This is a genomic window from Roseococcus sp. YIM B11640 (assembly GCF_049727625.1).
Lineage (GTDB): Bacteria > Pseudomonadota > Alphaproteobacteria > Acetobacterales > Acetobacteraceae > Roseococcus.
In genome coordinates this window covers 670,384-696,828 of sequence record NZ_JBBJOZ010000002.1, presented here as the reverse complement: position 1 = coordinate 696,828, position 26,445 = coordinate 670,384, and the positions used below count along the sequence as shown (strand labels likewise).

General features: G+C 69.8%; 22 protein-coding genes. 6 read left to right on the top strand and 16 right to left on the bottom strand.

The features are described 5' to 3' along the window. Positions 1-8: 8 nt before the first annotated feature. From WJM96_RS10785 to WJM96_RS10770, 4 genes are all read right to left on the bottom strand, one after another. Positions 9-1,493 carry a sugar transferase gene (locus WJM96_RS10785; protein ID WP_424812493.1) on the bottom strand — a complete coding sequence of 495 codons (1,485 nt, stop codon included), beginning with the start codon at positions 1,491-1,493 and terminating at the stop codon, positions 9-11. A gap of 170 nt (positions 1,494-1,663) precedes the next feature. After that, a complete protein-coding gene (locus WJM96_RS10780; RefSeq protein ID WP_424812492.1) occupies positions 1,664-2,416 on the bottom strand; it encodes a polysaccharide biosynthesis/export family protein in 753 nt (250 codons plus the stop codon). A gap of 106 nt (positions 2,417-2,522) precedes the next feature. After that, positions 2,523-3,773 carry a lipopolysaccharide biosynthesis protein gene (locus WJM96_RS10775; RefSeq protein ID WP_424812491.1) on the bottom strand — a complete coding sequence of 417 codons (1,251 nt, stop codon included), beginning with the start codon at positions 3,771-3,773 and terminating at the stop codon, positions 2,523-2,525. Then, the gene (locus WJM96_RS10770) at positions 3,770-5,122 is read right to left on the bottom strand and encodes an O-antigen ligase family protein (protein WP_424812490.1); all 1,353 of its coding nucleotides are present in this window, start codon (positions 5,120-5,122) and stop codon (positions 3,770-3,772) included. The genes WJM96_RS10775 and WJM96_RS10770 overlap by 4 nt, the downstream gene beginning before the upstream one ends. Before the next feature lie 181 nt (positions 5,123-5,303). Between WJM96_RS10770 and WJM96_RS10765 the strand changes: the two genes are divergently transcribed. Then, complete coding sequence (locus tag WJM96_RS10765) at positions 5,304-6,236, top strand: glycosyltransferase family 2 protein (protein ID WP_424812489.1); 933 nt, start codon at positions 5,304-5,306, stop codon at positions 6,234-6,236. A gap of 1 nt (position 6,237) precedes the next feature. On the opposite strand, the gene WJM96_RS10760 is transcribed toward WJM96_RS10765, so the two are convergent. The 4 genes from WJM96_RS10760 to WJM96_RS10745 are packed head-to-tail and all read right to left on the bottom strand — an operon-like array spanning position 6,238 to position 12,062. After that, positions 6,238-7,248, bottom strand: coding sequence for a hypothetical protein (locus WJM96_RS10760; RefSeq protein ID WP_424812488.1), 1,011 nt, complete (start codon positions 7,246-7,248; stop codon positions 6,238-6,240). A 10-nt stretch (positions 7,249-7,258) separates the two neighbouring features. Beyond that, entirely contained in the window at positions 7,259-8,185 is a 927-nt protein-coding gene (locus WJM96_RS10755; RefSeq protein WP_424813091.1) for an NAD-dependent epimerase/dehydratase family protein, read from the bottom strand. 8 nt (positions 8,186-8,193) lie between these two features. Beyond that, positions 8,194-9,855: a GMC oxidoreductase gene (locus WJM96_RS10750; RefSeq protein WP_424812487.1), complete on the bottom strand. Its 1,662-nt coding sequence runs from the start codon at positions 9,853-9,855 to the stop codon at positions 8,194-8,196. After that, positions 9,855-12,062 (bottom strand): hypothetical protein, encoded by a 2,208-nt coding sequence (locus WJM96_RS10745; RefSeq protein ID WP_424812486.1) that lies wholly within the window; start codon positions 12,060-12,062, stop codon positions 9,855-9,857. Before WJM96_RS10745 ends, WJM96_RS10750 begins: the two co-directional genes overlap by 1 nt. 224 nt (positions 12,063-12,286) lie before the next feature. Between WJM96_RS10745 and WJM96_RS10740 the strand changes: the two genes are divergently transcribed. From WJM96_RS10740 to WJM96_RS10725, 4 genes are read left to right on the top strand one after another with little or no spacing between them, the layout of a single operon-like run. Continuing rightward, positions 12,287-12,967 carry a polysaccharide deacetylase family protein gene (locus tag WJM96_RS10740; protein WP_424812485.1) on the top strand — a complete coding sequence of 227 codons (681 nt, stop codon included), beginning with the start codon at positions 12,287-12,289 and terminating at the stop codon, positions 12,965-12,967. 13 nt (positions 12,968-12,980) lie between these two features. Further along, a complete protein-coding gene (locus WJM96_RS10735) occupies positions 12,981-13,913 on the top strand; it encodes a glycosyltransferase family 2 protein (RefSeq protein ID WP_424812484.1) in 933 nt (310 codons plus the stop codon). Beyond that, positions 13,910-14,995 carry an endo-1,4-beta-xylanase gene (locus WJM96_RS10730; RefSeq protein WP_424812483.1) on the top strand — a complete coding sequence of 362 codons (1,086 nt, stop codon included), beginning with the start codon at positions 13,910-13,912 and terminating at the stop codon, positions 14,993-14,995. The genes WJM96_RS10735 and WJM96_RS10730 overlap by 4 nt, the downstream gene beginning before the upstream one ends. A 31-nt stretch (positions 14,996-15,026) precedes the next feature. Then, complete coding sequence (locus WJM96_RS10725) at positions 15,027-15,791, top strand: WecB/TagA/CpsF family glycosyltransferase (RefSeq protein WP_424812482.1); 765 nt, start codon at positions 15,027-15,029, stop codon at positions 15,789-15,791. Here the strand turns inward: WJM96_RS10725 and WJM96_RS10720 are convergent. The 6 genes from WJM96_RS10720 to WJM96_RS10695 form a co-directional block, all read right to left on the bottom strand. After that, complete coding sequence (locus WJM96_RS10720; protein WP_424812481.1) at positions 15,782-16,501, bottom strand: CBS domain-containing protein; 720 nt, start codon at positions 16,499-16,501, stop codon at positions 15,782-15,784. The genes WJM96_RS10725 and WJM96_RS10720 overlap by 10 nt on opposite strands. A gap of 80 nt (positions 16,502-16,581) precedes the next feature. Then, positions 16,582-17,538, bottom strand: coding sequence for a tripartite tricarboxylate transporter substrate binding protein (locus tag WJM96_RS10715; protein ID WP_424812480.1), 957 nt, complete (start codon positions 17,536-17,538; stop codon positions 16,582-16,584). Between the two features lie 38 nt (positions 17,539-17,576). Continuing rightward, a complete protein-coding gene (locus WJM96_RS10710) occupies positions 17,577-20,180 on the bottom strand; it encodes an MMPL family transporter (RefSeq protein ID WP_424812479.1) in 2,604 nt (867 codons plus the stop codon). After that, entirely contained in the window at positions 20,170-21,498 is a 1,329-nt protein-coding gene (locus WJM96_RS10705; protein ID WP_424812478.1) for a hypothetical protein, read from the bottom strand. Before WJM96_RS10705 ends, WJM96_RS10710 begins: the two co-directional genes overlap by 11 nt. A 7-nt stretch (positions 21,499-21,505) precedes the next feature. Then, positions 21,506-22,372, bottom strand: a complete 867-nt coding sequence (locus WJM96_RS10700) for a hypothetical protein (protein WP_424812477.1) — start codon at positions 22,370-22,372, stop codon at positions 21,506-21,508. A 5-nt stretch (positions 22,373-22,377) separates the two neighbouring features. Then, entirely contained in the window at positions 22,378-23,301 is a 924-nt protein-coding gene (locus WJM96_RS10695; RefSeq protein ID WP_424812476.1) for a ferritin-like domain-containing protein, read from the bottom strand. Positions 23,302-23,570: 269 nt separating this feature from the next. Here WJM96_RS10695 and hpnH point away from each other — a divergent pair, with 269 nt between their 5' ends. Continuing rightward, positions 23,571-24,749, top strand: a complete 1,179-nt coding sequence (hpnH, locus tag WJM96_RS10690; RefSeq protein ID WP_424812475.1) for an adenosyl-hopene transferase HpnH — start codon at positions 23,571-23,573, stop codon at positions 24,747-24,749. On the opposite strand, the gene WJM96_RS10685 is transcribed toward hpnH, so the two are convergent. Beyond that, a complete protein-coding gene (locus tag WJM96_RS10685; RefSeq protein WP_424812474.1) occupies positions 24,750-25,697 on the bottom strand; it encodes a sterol desaturase family protein in 948 nt (315 codons plus the stop codon). Further along, positions 25,694-26,443 carry a polysaccharide deacetylase family protein gene (locus WJM96_RS10680; protein WP_424812473.1) on the bottom strand — a complete coding sequence of 250 codons (750 nt, stop codon included), beginning with the start codon at positions 26,441-26,443 and terminating at the stop codon, positions 25,694-25,696. Before WJM96_RS10680 ends, WJM96_RS10685 begins: the two co-directional genes overlap by 4 nt. Positions 26,444-26,445 lie beyond the last annotated feature (2 nt).

Genomic DNA, 26,445 nt, shown 5'->3' with positions numbered 1-26,445 from the left:
TCGGGGCCCTAGAGCCCGCGCCACTCGTGGCTTTGGGCCTCGAAGGCCTTGCGGCCGAAGAGCGAGACAGCGGTGGTGCGGGCCAGGATGCGGAGATCGAGCCAGATCGACCACTCGCTGACATAGGCGAGGTCATGCGCCGTGACCTCACGGGCCATGGCTGCATCGGTCATGGTGCCGGACAGGCCGTTGACCTGTGCCCAGCCCGTGATGCCTGGCTTCATGCGATGGCGCGCGCCATATCCGGGCGCCACCGTCTCGATCGGCTCGCCGCCGATCAGCATGTTGGCGACGTGGGGGCGTGGACCGACCATGCTCATGTCGCCCTTGAGGACATTGAGGAGCTGCGGCAGCTCGTCGATGCACATCGGCCGGATGATCCGGCCCACTCGCGTGATGCGCGCATCACCCTTCAATACCCCGCGAACGCCCAGATCGTTCGGGTCCACGCGCAGGGAGCGCAGCTTGAGGATCTGGAAGGGCTGGCCGTTGCGCCCGATGCGGGGCTGGCGGAACAGGATGGGGCCCGGGCTCTCCAACCGGATCGCGATGGCGGAGAAGATCAACAGGGGCGAGGTGACCACCAGCGCCAGCAGCGCGAGCAGCAGGTCCAACGCCGTCTTCGCGACGATCGCACCCGGCGGCAACGCCTGCCGCACGAGCTGCAGCACGGGCTGGCCCGCGATGACGGAGCGGCTGGTGCCTTGCGGCGCGCTGTTCGCCCCGTCGAGCAGGACGACCACCTCGGCCGTCAGCCACTGCACCTTCTGGACGGAGCGGAGGATGTCGATGGCACGGCCCAGCGGCAGGGCGATGACGATGAGATCCAGCCTCTCGCGGGCCGCGAGCTCGCATAGCGCCTGCACATCGCCGCGCACGGGTACCCCGTTCAGGGCCGGCGGGCGCCGCGTCGCGTCGCGCTCGTCGAAGATGCCGACAATGTCGGGTGTCTCCGGGTTCTCCTTGCCCAGCATGCGCCGGATCAGGATATCCGACATGTCGGTGGCGCCGACGACGGCGACGCGCCGCCGCAGCCAGCCGCGCTCGACGCCGCGCTTGGCGAGGAAGGAGATGCAGATGCGCGCCGGCAGCAGCAGCGAGATTGCCGCGAGTGGCCACAGCAGCAGTGCCGAGGCGATAGATGGGCCAGCCAGCGGCAACACCACCGCAGCTACCGCCCCGCCGACAAAAAGCGGAACCAGCAGCGCATCGGCCATGGCCCAGGGCGTGTCGAGCAGACGGCCCAGCCGCGTCGGTGCGAGGTGATGCATGGCGAGCCAGCCGAGGCAGGTCAGCCCGGTCGCGATCAGCTTCGCTTCGAGCGCGGTGAAGGTCGTCTCGACCCGGCCAAGATAGATCCAGGCCCAACTCGCGAGCAGGAGGCTGATGAAGTCCAGCACGCTCGCGGTCTGGCTGAAGGCGGTGACAGGCGATAGCCCATGCGGGGCGGGCCCCGGTGGGTATCCCTCGGCCATCTCGTGCGGCGGGTGCATGGCGGAAGCCGGCCTCGCGCCGATTTCAGCTTCGCCGCTTGTCATGATGTGCTGATTTCAGATCTCGACTGCCCGAAGTGACCATGCGCCGGCGTTAGTTGTCAAATCGCCAAAAACGCTTTCGCGTCATGCGTGTAGGCCGCAACTTAGGCGGGTGAGAGGCGCGAGTACTAAAGCAGGTTTCCCGGGTTATTGCGGTTGATGGCGTAGGAGAAGGAGCGCGAGAAGGGCAGGGTCTGCGTGATCGCCTGGTTCACCCAAAGCCCGACTTCGGCGAGCCTTGTGCGTGGGACGAAAACGATGTCGCCGGCTGTCAGCGGCACGTCCGCGCCGGTGCTCTGGCCCGACATGAAGCCGCGCAGATCCACCGTGCGCAGCATGGGCCGGTCCTCCGGCGAACGGCGGATCAGCACCACCTGATCCATGCGCGCCGAATCCTCCAGGCCGCCCGCGAGGGCGATCATCTCGGCGACGCCGCGGCGGCCCGTGACCGGATAGGCGCCCGAGCGACGGACCATCCCGCCCACGAAGGCGACGGCGCCTCCCGCCTCCTCGACGCTGACCGTCACGAAGGGATGGGTCAGCACGCGGCGAGACGCGTCGACGACCGCCTGCGAGGCTTCCTCGCCCGTGCGGCCGTCCAGGGTGACGCGCACGCCGGTGCGGAGGGTGACCGTGCCGTCCGGCGCGATCAGCACGGTTTCGTTGATCTCGGGCGTCAGAAGATACTGAACCTTGACCTTGTCGCCCGGGCCGAACCGGTAGGGCGGCACAGTGTTGGTCCAGGGCGCGAAGCCCTCGGGCATGTTCTCCTGCACCGAGATCGACTGGGTGGTGCTGAAATTGTTGGTCCCGGGCGCGCAGGCGGACAGCAATGGCAGGAGCAGGAAGGCGCGGCGGGTGACAGGCCCCGCGGCACTCATGCCATGACCGCCGGGAAGAGACGCGTCATCGGAAGGGCACCCCGTCAAGTTGGCTCGTTCTCATTGTTTAGAGCATTCCCTCCCGGCCGAGAACCGCGGCGGGACCTCATGCGGCGGACTGCATCCGGCCACCCTGACGGTTGATGGCCCGCTGGAGCAGGAAGGCGAGCGCCAGGTGGCCCGCCGCCATCGCCGCCATGCTGCCCGGCGCACCGGCCACCAGGATGAGCGGCACGGCCGCCACGACCACGGGCACAGCGGTCACCAGGTTCATCAGCATCAGGGAGCGGAAGGAGCCCATGGCCTGCAGCTGAGCCGAAAGCCCCGCGGATATGGCCTGCGCGGCAAAGACCAGCGTCCAGGCGGCGACCAGGATTCCGATCTCGTGATAGCCCTCCGGCAGCATCGGTTTCAGCGCGACGTCCCAGGCGGCGGCGATCGCGAGCGCCCAGCCGAATGTCGCCGCGAGCACCGCCATGCGCGCGAGCCGCGACTGCCGCCGCATCTCGGCCTCCTCACCTGCGGCATGCAGCCGGGCGAGACGGGGGATCAAGGTGCGTTGCAGTCCGATCAGCACGAAGGATACCGGGGCCATCAGCAGCCGCGCCGCATTCACTTCCGCCACCGTCTCGGCCCCCTTCATGAGCGCGAGGATATAGACGTGCGCCTGGTTCTGCGCGGCCGCCACCGCGAGGCCCGCCAGCGCCCAGCGCCCCTGCGACCAGGATTCCCACAGCGCCGGCCGCAGCTGGTTCAGGCCTGCCGCGAAGTGCGCGCGGCTGTCCATGACGCCGAGCAAGCCCGTGGCGGCACAGGCCAGCGCGTATGCGCCGAGCGCGGCGAGGTGCGCCGGATACCCCGCCCACCATCCCGCCAGGGTCAGCCCGATCCAGAGAGCCGCATTCACCACGTCCAGCATCAACGCGGCCTTCTGGCGCGATAGCAGGAAACGACGGGCTCGGGAGAAATCATGGGCCATGGCGGCGGGGCACGCCGCCGCGGTCAGCACCACCACGGCATCGGCGCCCACCATACAGAGGCCGGCCACGGCGAGCGCTCCCCCCGCCCAGGAAAGGCCGCCATGGCCGAGCACGAAGGCCGCCGACAATCCAGGCCGCGAGCCTTCTTCATGCCGGAAATGCGCGACCGTCAACGGCGAGGCGAACAGGGCGCTCGACACCCCGTTCATCAGCGTGATCGTGGCGTAGCCGAGGCCATAGAGGCCGAACTCTTCCCGGCTGCCGAGCTGCAGGACGAGAAAGCCCACGGCGAGATTCGCCAGGCTGATCACCGCCTGATCGAGAAGCCCCGCCAGACTGTCCAGCGGCGGAAGGATTCTTCGAAGCCGGCGCGTCAATGGATGATGGTCCGCGCCTGCCCGCTGCTGCGGAAGCTCCAAGGTCCCTTCCATTGTCCCGCGTCCTGCCTGAGCGGAACGGGGGCGACCGAGATGGCCGCGAGCGTCCAGAGGAGGAACTGCAGGTCGGGCCGCAACAGCAGGGATTCGCTGTAGTTGTAGATGGCGTAGACGGTGGAGAGGATCAGGACCCAGAATGCCCGGCGGCGATATCCGTCCCGCATCGCCAGGATGGCCCGCCAGATGGTGATGGCATTCAGGAGCAGCACGAGCGCCGGGCCGAACATGCCCAGCTGGAGCGTGACGTCGAGGTAGCCGCTGTGCGCGGTCGGCGCCTGCCATCCGACGCGTTGATGAAGCAGCTCCGCCGCGTGACTCCCGTGCAGCCAGAAGGCGTTGTAGCCGTACCCCAGATAGGGCCGCAGGCTGATGGCGTGGCGGACTTCGGCCCAGATGTAGGTGCGGCCCGTCAGCGTGTCGTCCTTGCCCACGGCCTCGAACAAGCCCGATGGGCCGAGCAGGGTGATGGCCAGCAATGCCAGCGTTCCGCCCACCGCCATCAGCACGAGCGTGGCTGCGGTCCACGCCCCGCCGCGATCGAGCCCCAGGGCCACCACCGTACCCCCCGTCACCGCCACCGAGAGCAGCAGTGCCGTGGTCGAACGCGAGAGCACCAGCATCACGAGCAGAAAGAGGAAGATCGCGACATCCCAGGCCCGCGGCCGCCCGCGCTCCAGTATGAGGAAACTGAGCGCGAGGGTTCCGGCGAGGAGGGCGAAGCCGAAATTGTTCTTCTGAAAGAATATGCCGCGAATGGCGTTGGCGTATTCGCCGGTATCGAAGCCGAGTTCCGGCCGCAGCACTGCCTCGGCGAGGCCGGCGATGGAGGCGAGGATCGTGGTGCCGACCACCACGCGCATGAAGCGCTCCAGCCCCAGCCGATGCAGGATAGCCGCCGCGAACAGGACGAGCGTTCCGAGTGCCGCGGCACGGCGCATCGTCGCGGCGGGCGCCTGCGACCACAGCACGGAGGCCGCCGCCACCATGACCACCAGCACGAAAGGCCAGGCTTGGCGCATCGTGCGCAGCGTCTCGCGGGGATAGCGCAGCGCGTGAACGATGCCGAAGCCGAGCAGCACGAGCTGCAGCACCGTATTCGCCGGGTTGACGTCGCCCAACTCGGGATCGGCGCCCGGCGGCGGAGCGGACAAGGCCAGCCGCGCGCTCATGTAGCCCAGCGTCCCCATGGCCGCGAGCAAGACCCAGCCGCGCCCGCCCGTCAGGGGCAGAACGCGTCCCGCCCAGGCGCCGGGCGGGACGGGGCCGGAGGGCTGTGAGAAGGCCCGCATATGCTCCTGATCACCTCCGGTCCGGGAGCCTGAAGACGGGGCCCGGCGGCCGGGAAGAGGCTCGGCGTGCGGCGCGCTTGACAGGCCCAGGGGCGGCTTGTAGCCGCAATCGATACGGACGTTAACAGGCCGCCGCTGGTGGCCATGGCATCAGCGGGGATGCGTCGGGCCTGTGGATCCTGTGTCTCGCTATGCCCTGATCGTTCCCTGCCGGGATGAGGCGGCAACGCTCCGCACGACGCTGGATTCCATCCTCGCCCAATCCATCCTGCCGGCGGAGCTTATCGTCGTAGACGATGGCTCCACCGACGCGACGCCGCAGATCCTGGCCGAATACGCGCCGCGCATGCCCTTCCTGCGCGTCGTGCCCCGGGACCGCGGCGGGCCCCGGCGGGTGGGACCTGGCGTCGTGGAGGCGTTCAACCAGGGCTGGGCCGCGCTGACGGCGCCGGTCGAATTCGTCTGCAAGCTGGATGCCGATCTCGACCTCCCGCCGCGCTACTTCGAGACGCTGATGGAGATCATGGACGCCGACCCGTCCATCGCGACTTGCAGCGGTAAGCCCTATCTGCGGGTCGGCCCCGAAGGGCGGATGGTGGCGGAAACCTCGGGCGACGAGATCTCCGTCGGCATGACCAAGTTCTACCGGCAGAGCCGGCTGCGGGAGCTCGGGGGCTTCGTGCAGCATGTCGGCTGGGACGTGATCGATTGCCATTCCTGCCGCATGCGCGGATGGAAGGCACAGAGCATGGACCGGCCCGAACTGCGTTTCATCCATCTGAGGCAGATGGGTTCGAGCCATCTCAGCATCTGGGAAGGGCGCAAGCGTCACGGCCGGGGCGCCTGGTACCTGGGCACGATCCCGCTCTTCATGCTGGTGTCGCTGGTCTATCGCCTTGGGCAGCGGCCGATGGTGCTGGGATCGATGTTCATGGGCATCGGCTATCTCGGCGCCTGGCTCGGCCGCGCGCCGAGGTATGACGCGCCTGGCTACCTGGACTTCGTGGCGGCCTACCAGTGGCGGGCGCTCTACATGGGCAAGGCGCGGGCCGCCGAGACCATGCGGGAACGCGCCCTTCGCGCGCTCCCCGCCGCGGCGACGCCGTCAGCGTGAGCTAACGCGCGCCCAGGCGCTCGGCGAGCATCCGCCACAAGCGCCGGTGGCGCCGCGTGCGCGCCCGCTCGGCCGACCAGTCGATCATGCTGTCGCGCACGTCGTAATGGCCGCGCTGGTCGTCGGGCACCTGGCCGCTTTCGACGGCGGCGACCAGACCGGGCAGGCCGGCATAGAAGTTGGGTCCGCGATAGGGAGGATGCAGGGACCAGAGGCCCGGCGCCGCGCCCAGCATGTCGATGCGATGAAGCCCTCGGTCGCGCATGACGCGGCTGAGCAGTTCCTCCGCCTCGATCACATCGGGCGGATTGCCGAGCAGCCGCGCCTTCTGTCGCTGTCCGAAGTCCGGCGCAGTCATGGGCAGGGGGCCGAGCGCGCGCAGGCGCTGCATGTCAGCCAGGAAGATGCGGGTGCTCGCATGGTCCACCGCCAGCGCCGGATTGCCGTCGAGCCGGAAGGAGAGGACGGTTCCCGCGTCCTGGCCATAGGCCACGCCATCGGCGCGGGGAGGACCCGGATAGGGATTGGCCAGGAGCGCCTGCGGATCCGCCTCCAGCGCGCGGATGGCATCCTCCATCCAGCTGCGGCTGCCCCCGCCGAACAGCATGTCCCCATCGAAATGGACGACGTAGCGGGCACGGGCGTGGAACAGGCCGTAGAAGTACGCGTAGAAGGGACCGCCATCCCAGGCCTTGAGCGGCATGTCGTCGCGACCGAAGAACCATTGGGCGACCTCGCGCCGCGCGGCGGGATCGTTATCCACCTCGATCGCCTCGAATCCAGCCACCGTCTCGCGGAAGCCGCGCGCCAAATCGCGCAGGCCCGCGAGATTGCGGTCGAAATCCGTGCCGCGATACCGGCCCGAGCGGCTGCGATGGACATCGATGGTCAGCACGATCCGCTCGACCATGGGCGCCCAGACGCGGAGCTGATGCGCAAGCAGATGGCCCGCATGCGGGAAGTCCATCGGATAGGTGCTGATTTGCGCGGCGGTTCTGAAGCCTTGGTCCACGGCTCGGTCCTCAGGCTGGGGCCGAGGCTGCCGTCGCCTCCGCCTCCAGCGCAGCGCGCCATGGCCTCCACCGCAGCCCCAGTTCAACCCGCGCCTTGCTGCTGTCGAGGCGGATGTCCTGCCGCCAGAGCCGCGCCAGCGAGGGTGGAATGGGTGGCGGCAGCACGCGCTCGCCGAGGGCAATACCCCCGATCTTCAGTGCGGGCGCTAGCAGCCGTGTCTCCAGGGCCATGCGCCACGGCGCGATGCGGGGCACGGGCGTCAGGCGCAGCGCCTCTGCGTAGCCGGCGAAGTACCGGCTCCAGTCGGGCGCTTCCGCCATTGCGAGATTGTAGGCTTGGCCCCCGGCGGCCGGCCTGAGCAGCACGGCCACGACTGCCTCGCACACATCGTCGATATGCACGATGTTGCTGCACCCTCTTCCCGCGGCGCCTAGATCGCCGATCCGGCCTTCGCGCAGCAGGCGCTCGATCCGCAGCGACCACTGGTGGCTGCCGCGGCCGTAGATGCAGCCGGGGCGCAAGACCGCCGTCTCCGGCAGGCTGGCCAGCGCGGTCTCGGCCTCGACCTTGGCGCGCGCATAGGAGCCGAGCGCGCCGGAAAGCGGGTGGCTCTCGTTCACCACTCCACGGGCGGGGCCATAGGCCGCCATCGAACTGAAATGCACGAGCCGCACCGGCCCGCGCGGCCGCGCCAGCATCGCGGCGCGCAAGGCGTAGGCGTTCGCGATCATGCTGGCCTCGCCGCCGGCCATGGCGTTCACGACGGCGTCCGCCCGGGCCACGGCCAGGCCCAGCATCGCCGCGTCCGTCGCATTCAGCGGAGCGACGCCAGGCGCTGCCCGGCGGGCGGTTGCAACCGGCTCGGCCCAGCCGGAGGCCCTGAGGGCGGCCACCAGGTGACGCCCGACATAGCCGGTGGCGCCGATCACGAGCACGCGCAACTTCAAGTCGCGCCCCCCGCCAACTCGCGCTTCAGGTGATCGGCCAGGCGAAGCGCGAGAGCGACCACGGTGAGCGTGGGATTGGCCTGGCTCGATGTCGGGAAGACTGCGGCTCCCGCCACGAAGACGTTGCTGGCCTCGTGCAGCCGGCAATCCGCGTCCACGACGCTGCTGCGCGGATCGGTCCCCATCCGGGCAGTGCCGATATGGTGGCCGCCATAGGCGCCGTAGCGCGTCATTTCCTCCTCCACACGCTCGGGCTCGTATTCGAAGCAGCCCGTGTTGTTCTCCTGCAGGGCTTGGGCGAAGGCGGCCAGCGCGGTGCTGACCGTTTGCACGTCTTGCCTGCTGTAGCGCCATTCCACGCGCAACCGTCGCACGCCGAGCGCATCGGTCTCGTTGCCCAGCGTGATGCGGCTTTCCGGGTCCGGTTCCTGCTCGGCATGGAAGTCGAGGCTGAAGCGGAGGTTTCTCGGCCGGACGATCACCGACGGGAATTTGCGCCGCGCGAGGGTGCGGCGCCGCAGCCAGTTCCAGAGGAAGGCCGCCGTTCCCGGCGCGTCGGTGAGCAGGTTGCGGACATGCGCCAGCGCGAGACGGGTGGAGAACGGCTCGTCCCCGTAAAGGCGCTTTCCGTACTCGTAGGGGATGATCGGCCGCGCGAGGTAGAGCGCCGAGAGAATCCCGATGCCGTGACCGGGGTCAGGGATGCGGGGATGATGCAGGCGTGCGACGAAGTTGCCGGCCCGCAACGCGCGCTGTGCCCCGGGCCGGAGCGCGATCCGCCGGCGGCAATAGACGCCTTCGGGGGAGAGGTCGTAGCCGTGCCATGCGGAGGCCGCGCCGGACAGATCGACCGTGCCGATCGTTCCGGCGAGGTGGCACATGTAGTAGCGGCCCACGACGTCATGGGCATTGCCCAGCCCGCGTCCGCTCGCGCCCGGGCTGGCCAGCAGAAGCCGCGCGCTCTCCAGCCCGCCGGCGGCCATCACATAGGTGCGGGCCTCGACGGAAAAGGCGTTGCCCCCCAGCGTCCGGATCTGTGCGGGGCCCGCATGGCGACCGTCCGGCGAAGTGCCGAGGCTGCAGAGGCTGGCGTTGAGAAGCACGCGGACGGGCCCTCTCTCCAGCTCCGGGCGATAGCGGCGCGCGAAATCCGTGGGCAGGCTGAAGCGTTCCAGCGTGTCAGTGGAGAAGTCCGCGCTTTCGAAGCCGCCAAGCATGGGCGGCGGCGCCTCCGGAAAGGCTTCGGCGGCCGTATAGGCGAAGGCGCCGGCGTCGCAGAGGAGGTTGGCGAGGGGGTAGTAGGGCCGCAGTGCTTCAGGGCCGATCGGCCAGCCGCTGTGGGCGATGTAGTCGCGGCGCTCGAAGTCGATGGGATCGAAGGGCACGCAGCGGCCGCCCCAGAGCTTGGTGGAACCACCGAGGCCCCGTACGCGGTAGCGATCCGGCGTGGGATGCAGCCCGGCATCCGCGACCTCGCCCTCGTAGAGGGCCTGGGCGGCCTTGTCGGACTTCTCGCCGCCACCGGCGAGAAGAACGACGTCCAGCCCGCTGTCCATGAGCGCGAGCGCGAGGGTGATGCCGGCGGCCCCGCCACCCGCGATGCAGACATCCGCCGCGAGGGTCGAACCCCCGGGAATGTGCCGCGCATCCTCGAGCATCAGGCGCCGATCAGCCGCTCGATCCGCTGCGGCACGATCTGTCTCAGCCCGGTATAGGCGAGGCCGAGAATACGACCGCCGGCCGAACGCACGGCATCGCGGTTCTCGCGCGCCGGGCCGGCTTCCGTGATCTCGCCGCGGACCACCAGGATGTTGGCGTCCACCAGCGCAGCCATGCGGCGCTCGGGATAACCGGAAGAGGCGTCGGGCCCGATGATCACCACCGTTTCGAAGGCGCGCCGCAGCTGCGACAGGACCTCCTGGATCTGCGAGAGCTCCACCCGCGGATTCATCAGGTCGGATTTCTCCGCCTCGTAGGTGACCCAGAGCTTCTCGATGACCGTGTTGAACGCGATCACGTGCCCCTCGATGCGCTCGACGCTGACCGGCTGGGTACCGAGCGCCGCCAGATGCGCGCGGCCGTCCTGCTGCAGGTCCACCAGCAGCGTCTCGCGGGAACGCGAACGCGCGAATTCGAGCGCCAGCAGGCGCGCCATCTTGTCCCGCTCGTCATCCTCGCCGCTGGCCAGGAGCTGGATGATCTGGGGCCGCCGCCCGTTGATCCGGACGTCCAGGAGCTGCGCCGCCAGGTCGGTGATGTGGGTGTCGTCGGCCAGCTGGTCGGCGGGCTTCTGCAGGGGCGGGAAGGCGGCGAGCAGCGGCAGGCCCAGCCCGCGCTCGGCCTCGGCCGGCGTCGCGAAGACGCGGCGAAGCCAGGTCAGGGCCATGGCCGCCGCCGCGGCCGCGCTCAGGCCGCCGAGCAGGCCCACCGCCAGGAAGGGCAGGGCGAGGCTGCGGCCCGACAGAGGAGCGTGCGGCCGCTGCGTCACCTGAACGGCGGCGCTGCGAACCCGCCGGGCATCCTCCTCCGCGCGCGTTCCGGCCTCCCGCGTGGTGAACTGGCGATAGACCACCTCGAGCCCGTCGCGCCGTCGTTGCAGGTCCCGCAATCCGGCCTCTGCCCGCAGCAGCGTCGCGCTGCGCGCCTGCGCGGCGCCGCGCTGGTTCTCGAGCTCGGCGAGTTGCTCGGTCAGAGATGCCGCCTCGACCTGGAGGGTCACGATCCGGGCGCTGAGCAGTTCCACCTCCGGATTGCGGATCTCTCGCCGTGTGGCGAAGGTATTGCGGGCGCTGGCGCGGACGGTGGCCTGCGCGGCCGCGATCCGGTTGTCGAGATCTCTGAGTCCCGGCCAGTCCGGCGCGTATTGCGAGGCGACCCGCGCGCGCTCCTGCTCCAGCCGCGCCAGGGTGTTACGGGTCTCGTCGTTGGAGACGAGGTTCGTGCTTTCGAGCGAAGCCGTCACGCGCTGGGGTAGCGCCGCCAGCTGCGCCTGGGCGGCGGCGAGCTGCGCCTGGGTCGTGGCGCGCTGCTCCTGCACGCGGTCCAGGCGCTCCTGGATGCTGTTGAGGCGGTTCCCCGCGAGGGTGATGTCCTGCGCGATATCCAGCACGCCGGCGGCCGTCTTCTCCTGCACGATGCGGGCCTCGATCTGCCGCAACTCGCCGGTGTAACGGTCCAGCTCGCTCACGAGGATGCGCGAGTTCTCGCCGCGCAGCAGCTCCGCGCGCCGCTCGAAATACGCCTGCAGAAGGGCGTCGAGCGCGCGCACCGCCATCGCCCGGTCGGGAGAGGTGAAGCGGACGCGGAGGATATTGCTGGAGGCATCGGTGTCCGTGCGCAGGGCGCGGGCGAAGAGTTCGGCTGCGCGGTCCAGGTGCTCCTCGGCGGGCCGCGCGGGGAGGAGGCCGAAGCGGCGGCGCTCGCCGAGCCAGGGGTAGATGGTCAGCGGCCCCATGATCTCCATCGCGCGCCGTACGACGTCATGGCTTTCCATGAGCTCGGCCTCGGCGCGCACGACCTTGAGGATTTCGACGGATTGCACGTCGCTGCGGAAGCCGGAGATGTCGGGGGCGCCGATGCTGTCGCGGCTCGCCAGGACGCTCAGCACCGTCTCGGCGGTGTAGCTGGGGCCGCCGAGGGTCAACAGGATGCCGAGGAGCATGGGGACAACCAGCGCGACGGCCATCAGACGCCGGCGCAGAAAGGCCGTGACGATGATCTCCCGCAGGCCGAAGCCGGCATAGGGCGGCGGCGGGGGAGGCGGCGCTTCGATGGGCATGGGTGGCACGGGGCGGGTCGCGGCGGGCAGTTGCTCCGCCACCGACACGCGGCCGGCCGTGCCCCCGGGGCCTTGCTCGGCAGTCACCACTCTTCGAGACCGGACTTACGCAAGGCCTGTTCCCATGGCAAATCGTCATTCCGCCGCGGGAGGCCGCCCCGGGGCAGCAGCCGGGAAACGGCGTGCCGCGGCCGGAACCTAGCAAATCGCAGCGTGCTTCGCCACATGGCGCGGCCCGCGACTCGCGGGTTTCGCGCTTACATGGCGTCTGGAACGATCCGGGCCGGGCTCTGTGCCATCTGAGGACGAAGATGCTTTCGGAAATCCTGCCCAGGCGGCAGATCCTGATCTTCCACGGCGTTGGGCCGCTGCCGGCGAGGCCGGTCGAGGCGGGCGAGGCCAGGTACTGGTCGGCCGAGGACACCCTGCGCCGCGCGGTGGCGCTGGCGGCAGCGGACCCCGATATCGAAATCACCTTCGACGACGGGAACCTCTCCGATCTGCGCGTGGCCGCGCCCCTGCTGGCGGAACGCGGGCTGACGGCTCGCTTCTTCGTCCTCGCCGGCCGGATCGGCTGGAAGGAATTCCTTTCGGCCGCAGATATTCGCGAACTGGACCGGATGGGCATGACCATCGGCAGTCACGGGATGGACCACGCCCATTGGCCCGCGCTGGATGATGCCGCCCTGAATCGCGAGCTTGCGGGCTCCAAGGCCATCCTGGAAGGCATCCTGGGCAAGCCGGTGCAGGAGGCCGCGGTTCCATTCGGCGATTTCGACGGCCGCACCCTCCGCGCGTCCATGGCGGCCGGGTATCGGCGCATCTACACGAGTTCGGGGGGCCTGGCTTCGAGGGGCATGCGGATCGTGCCGCGGACCTCGGTCGCTGGCGACGACTTCACCGTCCTGGGCGCGAAGCATCGCCTGGTGTCCGGCTTGCGGAACCAGGCGCGCCTGCTGAAGCATTTCGTCAACGGCTATGCGCGGCCTTGAGGACCGCGAGCCCATGCTCGCCCGGCTGAGTGTCTGCATCGCCACCTACCGGCGGCCCGTCCTGCTGGACGCGCTGCTGGGCGATCTCGCGGTCCAGCTCCGGCGGCCGCAGCAGATCGTGGTGGTGGACAATGACGCGGCGGGCAGTGCCGCGGAGGTCGTGGAGAACTGGCGCGGCCGGCTGGAAGGCATCGACGTCGTCTATGCCGTGCAGCCGGTGAAGAACATCGCGATCACCCGCAACCGCGCCGTTGAATTGGCTCAGGGCGAGTGGATCGCCTTCATTGACGATGATGAGCGCGCGCCTCCCTCCTGGCTGGCCAGCCTCGAGGAAACGGTGGTCCGTCATGCCGCCGACGGCGTCTTGGCGCCGGTTCTCGCCGTGCTGCCGCCCGACGCGCCGGACTGGATCCGCCATGGGCGCTTCCATGACCGCCGCCGCATGCCGACGGGAACGGTCGTGCCATCGGACGAGATGCGGATCGGCAATGCCCTTCTGGCCGCTGCAGCCGTGCGGCGGCTCGTTCCTGTCTTCGACCCGGCCTATGGCCTGACGGGGGGCGAGGATGGGGACATGCTGCTTCGCCTGGTCCAAGGGGGCGCGCGCCTGGTCTGGTGTGACGAGGCCGCGGTGACCGAGCCCGTTCCGGGGACGCGCCTGCAAATGGGGTGGATCCTGCGGCGCGCCATGCGCGGCGGCCAGGATCATGCGCGTCATTTCCGGGCGGGCCGCTATGGCGGCCCGCCCGGCGCGGCGCGGCGCCTGATCTTCTTCGCCCGAGCGGCGGTACAGATGGTGGTATCGGCGGGGCTCGCCCTCCTCACCTGGCCGACCGGCCGCCATCGAGGCGTGCGCTGGCTGGGCCGGGCCTGGGCCAATTTCGGGAAGCTCTCTGTCCTGACAGGCTGGCATTACCGCGAATATGCGGGCCCGCCGAAGCCATGATTCCTGCATCTAGCCGGCGGGACCTGATGCTGGCGGCCGCCGCGACCGTCCCGGAGGCCAGGCTCGCACAGCTGGCGGGGGAGAAGGGAATTCTCTTCGGCACGATGGCGGCCGTCCGGCTGCTCGACGAAAGTCCTGTCCTGCTCCCGGAAGCCATCGCGCGTGACGCGCGCATCGTGGTGCCGGGGCTGGAGCTCAAATGGTCGTCCCAGCTGCGCCCGGCAGCCGACCGATTCGACTTCGAGCCGGCCGAGAGAATGTTGGGCTTCGCCGAAGGGCTTGGCCTCCAGTCGAAGGGACACGCGCTGGTCTGGCATGTCGGCCTGCCGGCCTGGGTTCCTGCCTCACCGGGGCGTGCCGAAGCCCAGGCCATGCTTCGCGCCCACATCACGGCCGTCTGCCGGCGCTTCGCCGGCCGCCTGCATTCCTGGGACGTGGTGAACGAGGCCATCCAGCCGCATGAGGGGCACCCCCAAGGGCTGCGGAACACGCCGTTCCTGCGCGGCCTCGGGCCCGACTACATCGAAGAGGCCTTCCATCTCGCCGCAGCCGCCGATCCGCAGGCCCTGCGCGTGCTCAACGACTTCAACCTCGAGATGAACAATCCCTACCAGGACGCACGCCGCCGTGCGCTGCTGGCGCTGCTGGAGAGGCTGATCCGCCGTGGCGTGCCGGTGCAGGCACTGGGCATCCAGGGGCACATCTTCGCGGGCGATCCCCGGTCGCCCTTCGCCCCCAGGGTCTTCGAGCGCTTCCTGCGCGACGTCGCGAGCCTCGGCCTGCGGATCCAGATCACCGAACTCGACGTCCCCGACGAGCACCTGCCCGGCGATGTCGCCCGGCGGGACCGCATGGCGGCGGAGGCGATCGGCGATTATCTGGCGGTGGCGCTGGCGGAGCGAGCGGTGGATTTCCTGACGCTTTGGGGCCTCAGCGACCGCGGCAACTACCTGGACGCGCAGCCCGCCACGCGCCGGGCGGACGGCAGGCCCTCGCGTCCGCATCTCTACGACGCGGATTTCGTCCGCAAGCCGGCCTGGCATGCCGTCGCGCGCGCGCTGCAGGCGGCGCCCCGCCGATGACCGGCACCCCTTCCAAGCCAAGATGAGCGCCATGGACGCACGCCCGCCGCCCGACCAGGACATGCTCGGCATCATCGGAATCTCGCCTATCGGCCTGGAGGAGGCGGCGGCGCTGATCGCATCCCGGCCGGCGGGCGCGCCCTTCGGCTATGTCGTCACGGCGAACGCCCAGCACCTGGTGCTCCTCGCCCAGCCCGGAAATCCGCTGCGTCCGGCCTATGAGGCCGCCTGGCTGCGCCTCAACGACGGTCAGATCCCGCGCAGGCTGGCGCAATGGGCGAGCGGCGCGCGGTTCGGTCTGGCGACGGGGAGCGACCTCGCCGTCCTGCTGCTCCGCGAGTACATCTCGGCCGAGGACCAGATCAGCATCATCGGCGGCTCACCGGGTCTCGCCGATGCGCTTCGCCGCATCTACCGGGTCCGTCATGTTCATCTGCACGATCCGCCGATGGGCTATATCGACCGGCCGGAGGCTGTGGCCCAAGCCATCCGCTTCGTCCGCGAGCATCCCTCACGCTTCCTCTTCGTCACGACGGGCGCGCCGCGCTCCGAGCAGCTGTTGCTCAGGCTCAGCCGCGAGGAAGGCCTGACGGGCACCGGGCTTGCTCTCGGCAGTGCGCTGCGCTTCGCGGTGGGCGAGGTGCCTCGCGCGCCGGGCTGGATGCGCGCGGCGGGCCTGGAATGGCTCTTCAGGTTGATGAGCGAGCCGCGGCGCCTTTGGCGGCGCTACGCGGTGGAATCATTGCCCATCTTCCGGCTGGCCTGGGCCGAGCGGCGGCGCCGGCGTCAGATGTAGCTGCCGACCATGAAGAGGGGCGTGACCTCCATCTGGTCCTCGACCCGTTCGACGCCCTCGATGCGCGAAGCCATCACCTGCAGCGCCCGCCTCGCATCCTCGGAGCGCACGAAGCCGTGAAGGATGACGACGCCGTCCTTCACTTCCGGTGCGGCATAGATGCGGTCCACCCAGGGCTGGTCCTTCATCTCCTTCCTGAGCGTGGCGCGGATGCGGCGATCACGATCCTCGGCCGGGGTGCCGATGAGATGGGGGGGCTCCATGGCCGCCAGCAGGACATCGGCGCGCGACAGCACGCCAAGCAGCTTTCCGCCCGGCGTGACCACGGGCAGGCGCTTGATGCCGCGCTCCTCCATCTGCTTGGCGCAATGCGCGGCGCTTTCGCCGGGCGCGACGGTGACGACATCGGTGGTCATGATGTCGCGCGCCTGCTGGCCATGCGTGCGCGCATAGGCGCGGGCCTGGGCGTCGGCATCGCCCAGCAGGCGAGAGAGCCAGCTGCGGGGCGCGTCCTTTTCGGCCGCCACGCGGCGGAGCAGATCGGCCTCGGTGACGATGCCCAGAAGGCTGCCCTCGGCGTCGGTGACCGGGGCGGCGGAAATCCGCCGCTCGGCGAGCAGCCGCGCCAGCGCCGTCACGGGCATGGCCGGCGGCACCGTGACGGCGGGGCTCGTCATCAGGTCGGCGGCGGTCAGGGTTTCACGGGTCATGTCCAGCCTCCTTCAGCAACTCGGGACATCATCGCGAACCTGCGTTCCATCGCATTGACCCAAATCAAGCCGCGGGTGCTTCAGTCCTTCCAGGGATGCTGCCGCCAGAGCTGCATGTAGCTTTCATGCATCGATGTTAGCACCGCGCGGTGCTGGTCGGGGTCGAGAAACCGCAGCGGCAGCTGCTGCTGGTTCGCGAGCGCGATGAACTCCGGCTGATCCATCACGGCCTTCACCACGGCGGCGAGCCGCTGCAGCACCGGTTGCGGCGTGCCGGCCGGCGCGGCGAGCCCGCGCATCGAGCCGTCCACCACGTCGAAGCCCTGCTCGCGGAAGGTCGGCACCTCGGCGGTATTGGCCCAGCGCGCGGTGGCCATCTGGCCGAGCGGGCGGATCTGTCCTTGGCGGAAATCGCCCACGCCTTCGCCCATGTTCATCGCGGCGATCTGGATCTGCCGGCCGAGCAGCGCGTTCTTCACCTGCGAGGAGCCGTTGAAGGGCACGTGCAGCAGCCGCGTCCCGGTCGCGCGCTCGAAGGCGAGGGTGGCCAGGTGGTCGTCGGAGCCGACGCCGGTGGAGCCATAGGCGATCGTTCCCGGAGCGGCGCGGGCGGCGGCCGCGAGATCCTGCAGGCTGCGCCAGGGGCTGTCCGGCAGCACCCAGAAGCCGCCCGGATCATCCACCACATTCGCGATGGGGGCGAAGTCGTCGATCTTGTAGCGCGCCTGGCGCTCGATCGGGATGGTCACGATGTTGGGCGTGTTGATGAAGCCAATGGTCAGCCCGTCCGGCCGCGCCCGGGCAAGTTCGGCCCAGCCGACCTCGCCGCCCGCGCCGGCGCGGTTCAGCACGGCGAGCGACTGTCCGAGCTCGCGCTCCATGAAGCGGGCCAGCGTGCGGGCCGCGACATCCGTGCCGCCGCCGGGGGCGAAGGCGACGATCATCGTCATGGGGCGGTCCGGTTGCCATGTCTGGGCGGCGGCGGGCAGCGCCGCGAGAATCGCGGGCGCGGCCAGAAGGGTCCGGCGGGTCGTCATTCTTGGTTTCCTCCTTATTTGAGGAGGAGCCTGCCCGATTACCGCTCCGGCGCGAAGAGCTTCAGAAGAGGCGGCAGCACCAGCATCACGCAGGCCAGTGAGTAGACGAGGCTGACCGAGAGCACGACGCCCATGCTGGCCGTGCCCGGATGCGGCGAGATGGCGAGCGCGCCGAAGGCCGCCGCATTCGTCACTGCCGAATAGATCACGGCCCGGTTGAGCGGCGAGGCCAGCAGATCGCGCCGCCCCTGCTGCCAGGCGGCGACGAAATAGATGTCGTAGGCGACGCCCATGCCGAAGAGCAGCGGCAGCGCGATGATGTTCGCGAGGTTGAGGTCCGGCCCGAACAGCGCGCAGTGCGCGAGCGTCATCAGCCCCGCCAGGGCCAGTGGCGCCAGTGCCAGCAGCGAGAGCCGCACGGAGCGGAGCATGATCACCAGCAGCGCCATCACCAACACCAGCGCGATGGCGCCCGAGACGAGGAAGGCGTGCTGAATGGTGGCCGAGGATTCCAGCGTGGAGATGGCAAGCCCCGTCGCGTCCGGTGCCACGGCCTGCACGGCGCGCGCGAAGCGGCGCATCAGCACGGTCTCGTCCGTCGTGGTCTGCGCGGGCGCCATCTCGACGCGCGCGCGGCCATCGGGCGTCAGCCAATCGGCGATCAGCTCGCGCGGCAGGCTCTCCAGCGTGATCTGGCTGGCGGAGAGGATGGCCCGCACCTGGCCGATGAGGTGCTGCAGCCCGGGCAGCGTGGCGCGCGCGAAGACCTGCCGGTTCGCCTCCGGCCCGTCGGCCAGGCGACGCAGCGCGGCGGCGAGGCGGGCGGTGTCCCGATGCATCGCCGTGTCGCCGCGCAGATTGCCGAGGTCGTTCGCGGCACGGCGCAGCGCGGACACTGTCTGCGCGTCGGTCGGGGCCGGCTGCGGATCGGCCGCCAGCGCCGGGCCCATCAGCATGGCCGCATCCTCGATGAGAGCGAGCTTGGCCTCCTGCTCCTCGGGAATGAAGTCGGCCAGCGTCATCGCGCGGGCGACCTCGGGCAGGGCGGCGAGGCGGCGGGCCAGCGCCTGTGCGGCCGGCAGGTCTGGGGCCAGGACCTCGAGGATATTGGGGTCGGTGTCCGGGTCGCGCGCGAGGTCGCGCCAGGTGGCGACGGATTCCGCGTTCGGGTCGCGCAGGTTGATCGGGTTAGTGTCGAAGCGCAGCCAGGCGAGGGAGAAGGCGCAGGCGACGGTCAGCGCCAGCGCCCCGAGGCCTACGGCCCGGGCATGGCGCGATAGCCACTCGTCCAGGGGCCGCAGGCCCGGGTAACCCACTTCCTTCGCCTCGCTGGAGGGGCGGGCCAGGACCATGAGGGCCGGCAGCAGCGTCATGGCGAGGAACCAGCCGATGACCATCCCGCCGCCCGCGATGAGGCCAAGCTCGGCGACGCCGCGATAATCGGTCGGCAGGAAGGCGAGGAAACTGAAGGTGACGGCGAGCGCGGCGAGCGTCATGCCCGGCCCGGCGGTGCGCGCGGCCTCCTCCAGCGCGGGCACGAGCGCATGGATATGCACGCGCTCGGCACGGTACTGGACGGCGTACTGGATGCCGAAATCCACGCCGATGCCGATGAAGAGGACAGCAAAGGCGATGGAGAGCGGATTGAAGGTTCCGACGGCCAGGATGCCCCAGGCCGCCGTCCAGATGAGCCCCGCGACCACCAGCACCAGCAGCGGCCAGATCAGCTTCCAGCTGTGCAGCGCCATCCAGAGCAGGATCGCGACCAGCACGAAGGAGAGCACGGCGTTCTCCACCGCGCCCTCGGAGACGGTGGCGAACTCCTCGTCCGCCATCGGCACCGGGCCGGTGAGGCGGATGCGCAGCCCGTGCTCGGCATCGATGCCGAGGCGCGCGGCCTCGCTGCGGATCACCTCGGTCGCGGCGGCGCCCGCGGTAAGCTCGCCATAGTCGAGGGCGGGCTGCACCAGGATGAGGCGGCGCAGCTCCAACGGCCGGGCAGGGCGGCCGGTCATGAGCACGCCCCAGTCCGGCGCGGCGATGCGGCCGCCATTGGCGGCCTCGGCGGCATTGGCGAAGGCAGCGAGGGGGCCTGCCAGCTGGTCGGGCTTGGCCTCGCCGGTGCGAATGCCCTCCGCGATCAGGCCCAGCATGCGGGAGAGGCCGCGCAGGCTCGGGTCCTCGGCCAGCGGGCCGAGGAGGCCCTGGGACTCGATCAGCTTTTCCGTGACGGCCTGGACCTCGGCGCGGTCCAGGTAGAGCAGGCCGTGGCGCGCCCAGAACGGGCCGCCATTGGGCTGGCGCACCGAGCGGAAGAGCTGCGGGCGGGCCTCCAGCGCGGCCGCGAGCTGGCCGGCGGCGCGGTCGGATGTCGCGGCGTCCGGCCCGTCCAGCACGATGGCGATGAGATCGAGCCGCTGCGGGAAGGCGCGCTCCATCGTGCGCTCGGCCACCCGCCAGGGGAGGTCGGGCGGGAAGAGTTTCGTGACGTCGGAATCCAGCGCGAAGCGCGTGACCGTGAGCCAGGTCCCCGCGATGGAGACGAGCGCGAGCGCCAGCAGCACGGCGATGGGCCGGCGCACGGAGATGCGCACCAGGGCGACGACGATGCGGCCGAGAAAGGCCGCGGGATCAGCGGACATGCGGGAGGATCAGCAACACACCAATGGCGCCGAGCAGCGCCGCGTGGAGAATTCCCGCGAGCCGGCCGGCGCGCGAGGGGGAAAGCCGCAGCTCCAGCCAGCGGGCGACGAGGCCCAGGATCGCGAGGCCCACGATCCAGGCGATGAGGCCCTGCCGCATGCTGATGAGCAGCAGCATCAGGGCGGGCACGCCGAGCAGGGCCGGGGCCAGCGCCAGCCGGGCCGGGCCGCCGAATACCAGCCGCGCCAATTCCGAGAGCGCCGCGATGGTCAGCAGGACGGCGAGGGCCAGACCCATCTCGCCCTGTATCTGCCAGACCATCAGCCCCGCGAGCGGCAGGAGCAGCAGCGGCCAGTAGCGAGTGCCCTCGGGCCCGCCGGCCGCATGGGTGCCGGCGAGCGCCGCCATGGCCAGGATCAGGGCGCCCGCCAGGCTGGAGATGTGGTCGCCGAAGAGCGTCAGGGCCTCGGGCAGCCAGGCCTCGTGGCGGGGCAGCGGGATGAGGAAGAGCGGGATCATGACCGCGGCGAGCAGCAGCGCCAGGATCAGCTCCACCTCTACCACCACGCGCAGCGGCGGAAGCCACTCGGCCGAATGGCCCGGGCGCGCGGCCAGCAGCAGCAGGCCGCCGCGGGCGGCAGCGGCGATCAGAGCCAGGATCGCGAGCTGCGCCGTCAGCGCCATGGTCGGGAAGGCGCGGTCCTCGAGGAAGAGCTCGCGATGCGGCCAGGCGAGCGCGAGGCTGGCCGCGAGCAGGGCGAGCCCCGGCAGGATCAGCGCGAAATGCCGGGCGCCCACCGCCTGCGCGACGGAGGCCGGCCAGGGCGCGGCCAGCAGCCGCCGCAGCGGCGGCAGGCCGCCCAGGCAGAGGCCCAGCCCGCCCATGGTCAGCATCGCGCAGACCAGCACGAGGCTCAGGCGCTCCCCCGGCTCAGGCATGAGGCCGATCGCGAGGTAGAGAACGGCACAGAGAACGGCCATCCACGCACGCCAGGCGCGCGGCCCGGCCAGGGCAAGAATGGCGATCGGCAACAGCAGCGCCGCGCCCCAATTCGCCAAGAAGAACCAGGTGAACTCCGGCGAGACGAGCAGGGAGGAGGCCAGCTTCAGCAGGCTGTCGACCAGGACGAGGGCCGCCATGAGCCGTAGCCAGCCCGTCGCCCGGCCTGTCAGCAACGCGGCCTGCTCCTCCGGCAGCCGGCGTGCCACGGGCACGGCCACCCATGACAGGAAGGCAGCGGCGCCCAGGATGCCCGCGCCCACGGCATAGGAGCAGGCCAGGAGCAAGGCCAGCGGCGCCAGGGGCACGGTGATCATCGGCCGGTCAGGCCGGCTTGCGGCGAAGCTGGCGGGCGCCGAGGTCCCACAGTCGCAGTCCCCGCAGCGCGAGGCCGGCCATGGTCGGCAGCAGCGTCGGCTGCATCAGGTCCGGGTCGAAAATCGCCATGCGGCGGCTGTTCTCGCGGTAGCAGTCCTCGACGAATTTCGTGAAGCTGAATCCATCCAGGAACATGCTGGCGGAGGTGACGTTGAAGTCCTTGCCATCGTTCATCTCCTGGCCGCGATTGACCATGCCCTTCAGGCGGCGCACCGCGCGGCCGTAGAACATGGCGGACTTCATGGCGCGCAGCGGCGCGATGAGGCCGCGCTGCTTCTCGCGCCAGGCCATGTAGTTGATGAAGAAGACGATGTGGCGCGTCTCCTCGTCCATCAGCACGTCGAAGATTTCGAACATCTTCTCGGGCAGGAACTCGGACTCGCGTGCGGTCTTGAAGGCGCCGAAGCCCAGGAAGGCGTCCAGGCATTCGCCGAAGCCGAAATCGATGAAAGCGGTCTCGAGGTCGTCCGGGAACTTCTCCAGCGGCTGCTCGGTGGCGTTGAGGCCGTACTTGTCGATCAGCACGCGGATGAGCTTGGCGTGGCGCGTCTCCTCCACGCCCTGCACGCGGGCGGCCTCGCGCACGACCGGGTCCTCGATCTGCGGCAGGAAGGCATGGACGATGGCGCCGGCCCGACGCTCCGTGTGATAGACCTCCTGCCAGAAGGGCACGGCGCGCAGGCGGTCGAGCTCGGCCTGCGTCAGCTCGGGCCAGGGCAGTTCCTCGGGCTCGAAGGTCAGGTGGGTGTCGATGAACTGCTGGCAGAAGAGGTTCTTGTGCTCTTCCGACCCGGCGACGATGCGACGGCTCATGAATGTCAGGCTTTCTTCGGGGTGCGCATGAACTTGCGGGCCAAACGCGCGAGGAAGGGCGCGGTCGTCGGGCGAAGCAGGCGTTTGTCGTAGCCGGCGAAGCGGCGATCGTTCTCGGAGAGGCAGAGATCCAGGATCTGGGCGAGGGATATGTCCTCGTCCGTCATGGCCTTGGAGCCGTTCACCGTGAAATTGTTGTCCTGCTTGTTCTCGTTGCCGGCGCCGTCGACCGTCTTGGCCATGCCGATGCGCTCCCAGCCCAGGAAGATCCAGACGGCCCAGACGCGCATCTCGAAATAGGGGCGCTTCCACCAGGGCATGTTCTTCCGGTGCCAGGCCAGCCAGTTGGCGAAGAGGAGGATGTGACGGCACTCCTCCTGCATCACCGGCTCGAAGGTCTCGACCAGCTCCTCGGGGAAGAAGCCGGAGCGGCGCGCCATCTCGAACAGGCCGAAGGCGAAGAAGCTGTCCACGCATTCGCTGTACCCGGTGACCAGATAGGCCCATTCCGGGTCCTTCGGCTCCAGGTACTCGGGCTCCGGGGCGAGGGGGATGCCGTAGGCCTCCACCAGCTTGGAGAGGACCTCCTTGTGGCGGTTCTCCTCCCAGCCGTTGCGCGCGATGGTGTCGCGCATCTCGGGGTCCGTGATGGTGGCGGCATAGGCGGCCATGCGGAGCCGGGCCTTGCCCTCGGTCTGCACCGCGATGTCCCAGATCGGCAGGCTGGTGATGCGGTTCAGCGTCACCTCGTCCAGCTTCGGCCAGGGGATGACCGAGGGCTTGTACGGGTTGAACGTGTCCTCGAACATCCGGCAGACCGCGCGCTTATGCGCCTCTGACCCGATGACGAGGGGGCCTGGCTCTGGGCTCTGCCAATGGCGGGCCTTGCGGTCGGCCTCGGCGATGGTGGCGGCGTCGGCGGCGTACACGGCGGCGAGGCTCCGGTCTGACGGCGGGCCCTGGGCCCGCGGGAAACTGCCCAGGCTGCTTATCCCCCTCCTCCCCGAGGGGCAAGTTCCGGGCACGGCAGGGCATGCTCGCGGTGCAGCAAGGCCTGTGCTAAGGCATTCGATCTGGGCTCGATTCCGAGCCGGCCGGCAAGTGCCCGGCTGGACAAGCGTCGTCTTGGGCCCAACTGCATGGTCTGGCTCATGCCTCCTGTCGGGGCAGGGCCGTCATCGTCCGGAGCGGGTTCGGTATGGGTATTCCTTTGGCGCAGCAGGCGAAGGTCGCCGCCTATGTGGTCAAGCAGAAGCTGGCCGGGCGCGAGCGCTTCCCCCTGGTGCTGATGCTGGAGCCGCTCTTTCGCTGCAACCTGGCCTGCGCCGGCTGCGGCAAGATCGACTATCCGGACGCCATCCTGAACAAGCGCCTCTCGGTCGAGGAGTGCCTGGGCGCCGCCGAGGAATGCGGCGCGCCGGTTGTCGCCATCGCGGGCGGCGAGCCGCTGCTGCACAAGGAGATGCCGCAGATCGTCGAGGGCCTGCTGAAGCAGGGCCGCATCGTCATCCTCTGCACCAACGCGCTGCTGCTCGAGAAGCGAATGGACGCCTACAAGCCGCATCCCCGCTTCATCTGGGACATCCACCTGGACGGCGACAAGGCGCAGCACGACTGGGCCGTGAGCCAGGAAGGCGTCTACGACCGCGCTGTGGAGGCGCTGAAGAAGGTGATGGCGGCCGGCTTCCGCACGGCCATCAATTGCACGCTGTTCAACAACGCCAATCCCGAGCGCACGGCGAAGTTCTTCGATGACGTGACGGCGCTGGGCGTCGACAACATCATGCTCAGCCCCGGCTATTCCTACGAGCGCGCGCCGGACCAGCAGCACTTCCTGAACCGCCAGGCGACCAAGGAACTGTTCCGCGACATCTTCGCCCGCAACAACGGCAAGACGAAGTGGCGCATGGGCAACTCGCCGCTGTTCCTGGACTTCCTGGCCGGCAACCAGTCCTACCACTGCACGCCCTGGGGCAACCCGACGCGCAACATCTTCGGCTGGCAGCGCCCCTGCTACCTGCTGGGCGAGGGCTACGCGAAGTCCTTCCAGGAGCTGATGGACACCACCGACTGGGACAAGTACGGCGTCGGCAACTACGAGAAGTGCGCCGACTGCATGGTCCATTCGGGCTTCGAGGCGACGGCCGCGCTGGACGCCATCACCAAGCCCTGGAAGGCCGTGGCCGCCCAGCTGCGCGGGCCGCGCACCAGCGGCCCGATGGCGCCCGAGATCGACCTGACGAAGCAGCGCCCGGCCGAATACGTCTTCTCGGCGCATGTGCAGAAGGCGATGTCCGAGATCGCGCACGAGCCGCCGAAGCCCAAGCGCGGCGCCAAGCACGGCGATACCGCGACGCCGGCCACCGCCGCCGAGTGATCAGCGGGCGGTGAGCGCCCGCCACACCTGGCGCAGCCCCATGTATTGCTGCGCCAGCCAGCCGCCCCGCACATAGGCTTCGGGCGCTTCCGGGTCGCCGGTCCGGGGGTAGTGGTCGCGCCTGAAATCGGCCGTGCCGAAGATCCAGTCCCAGACCGGCAGGATCACGCCATAGTTCTTGCCCGCCGCGCCCACGCTCAGCACGCCGTGATGCAGGCGGTGGAAGCGCGGGCTCACGATCAGCCGCTCCCCGACCACACCGAAGTCGAGCCGCACATTGGCGTGGCTTAGGCTCTCCGCGAGGCGCAGCACCAGCAGGATGATCGGGAACTGTCCCGGCGGCACCCCGATCGCGACCGCGATGATGCCGAACCAGGCTGCGCCGATGATGTCGTCCAGCACATGGTTCCGGTCGTCGGTCCAGAAGGTCATCTGGGTCTGGCTGTGGTGGATGGAATGCAGCGCCCACCACCAGGCGAAGCGGTGCTGGAAGCGGTGGCGCCAGTATTCCGCGAAATCCAGGATCACGATGTAGAGCAGCAGCGCCACCAAAGGCTGCTCGCGCAGCCAGGGCACGAAGGTCTCGAGCGTGGGGGGCACGAAGCCGCTATCGGCGATCAGCCCCTCGATGCGGGTCGATGCCGCGTAGAACAGCACGAAGCCCAGGAGCGGCAGGATGCCGAGCCGCGTGAGCAGCGTGTAGACGACATCGGTCCAGACGACCCGCTGGCTTTCCCAGCGCTCCACCGGGCGCCAACGCTCCAGCGGCAGGCAGATGGCGGCCACGACGACGACCTGGATCAGGCCGAACACGAGGAAATCCATCCATTGGAAGGCCTCGTCGGCCCAGTCCATGAGGCCGAGCTCGTACATCGCCGGCTGCAGCAGCGTCTCGTAGAGCCAAGCCGTGGCGTGGTCGTAGGCGTCCTGGATGGCGTCGATCATCATCGGATGCCGGCTGATGGAAGGGTGGCGAAGCAGAAGCCCCGCTGGAGAAGTCCGGTTACGAGGGGCTCAAGAATAAGCGCGAAGGGCTCGCGGCGCGAGCGCACGCCCCAATGCATCACCAACACCTCGCCATCGCGGATCTGGGTGAGGTTCCGGCGCAGCAGCGCGGCATTGGGGTGGGCCGCGGAATCCAGCTCGTCGCCCAGGAAGCCTCGGGCGGTCCAGGCCTGGTGGGTCAATCCGCAGGCGGCGGCCATGCGGAGGGCGCCCGGCGTCACCTGGCCGCCCGGTGCGCGCCAGAGCGGGAGGATCTGCGCCTCGGGAACCATGGCCCGCAGCGCGTCCATCGGGCGCGCCAGCTCGGCGCAGAGCGACCGGGCGTCCAATACCTCCTGCCCCTCGCCCTGCCGGGAGGCGTAGGCGACATGGCCAGGGCTGGGGTCGCCCCGGAAGTACCAGTGGCGCCAGGTATGGCTGGCGAAGGCGTGGCCCTCACGGGCCCGGGCGCGCCAGAAATCGGCCCAGCCGGGCTCCAGCTGCCGGTCGCCGCGGAAGGTGCGTTCATTGGCCAGGAACAGGGTCGCGCGGATGCCGTGGCGCGAGAGGATGGCCGCGATCTCCTCTGCCTCGCGTGACCAGCCGGTGTCGATGGTCAGGTAGAGGGTGCCCGCGCAACGCCCCTGGGCCAGCGCGGGCGCGGCCAGGAGGGAGAGGGCCCCGGCCGTCCAGGCCCGGCGGCCAGGCATCT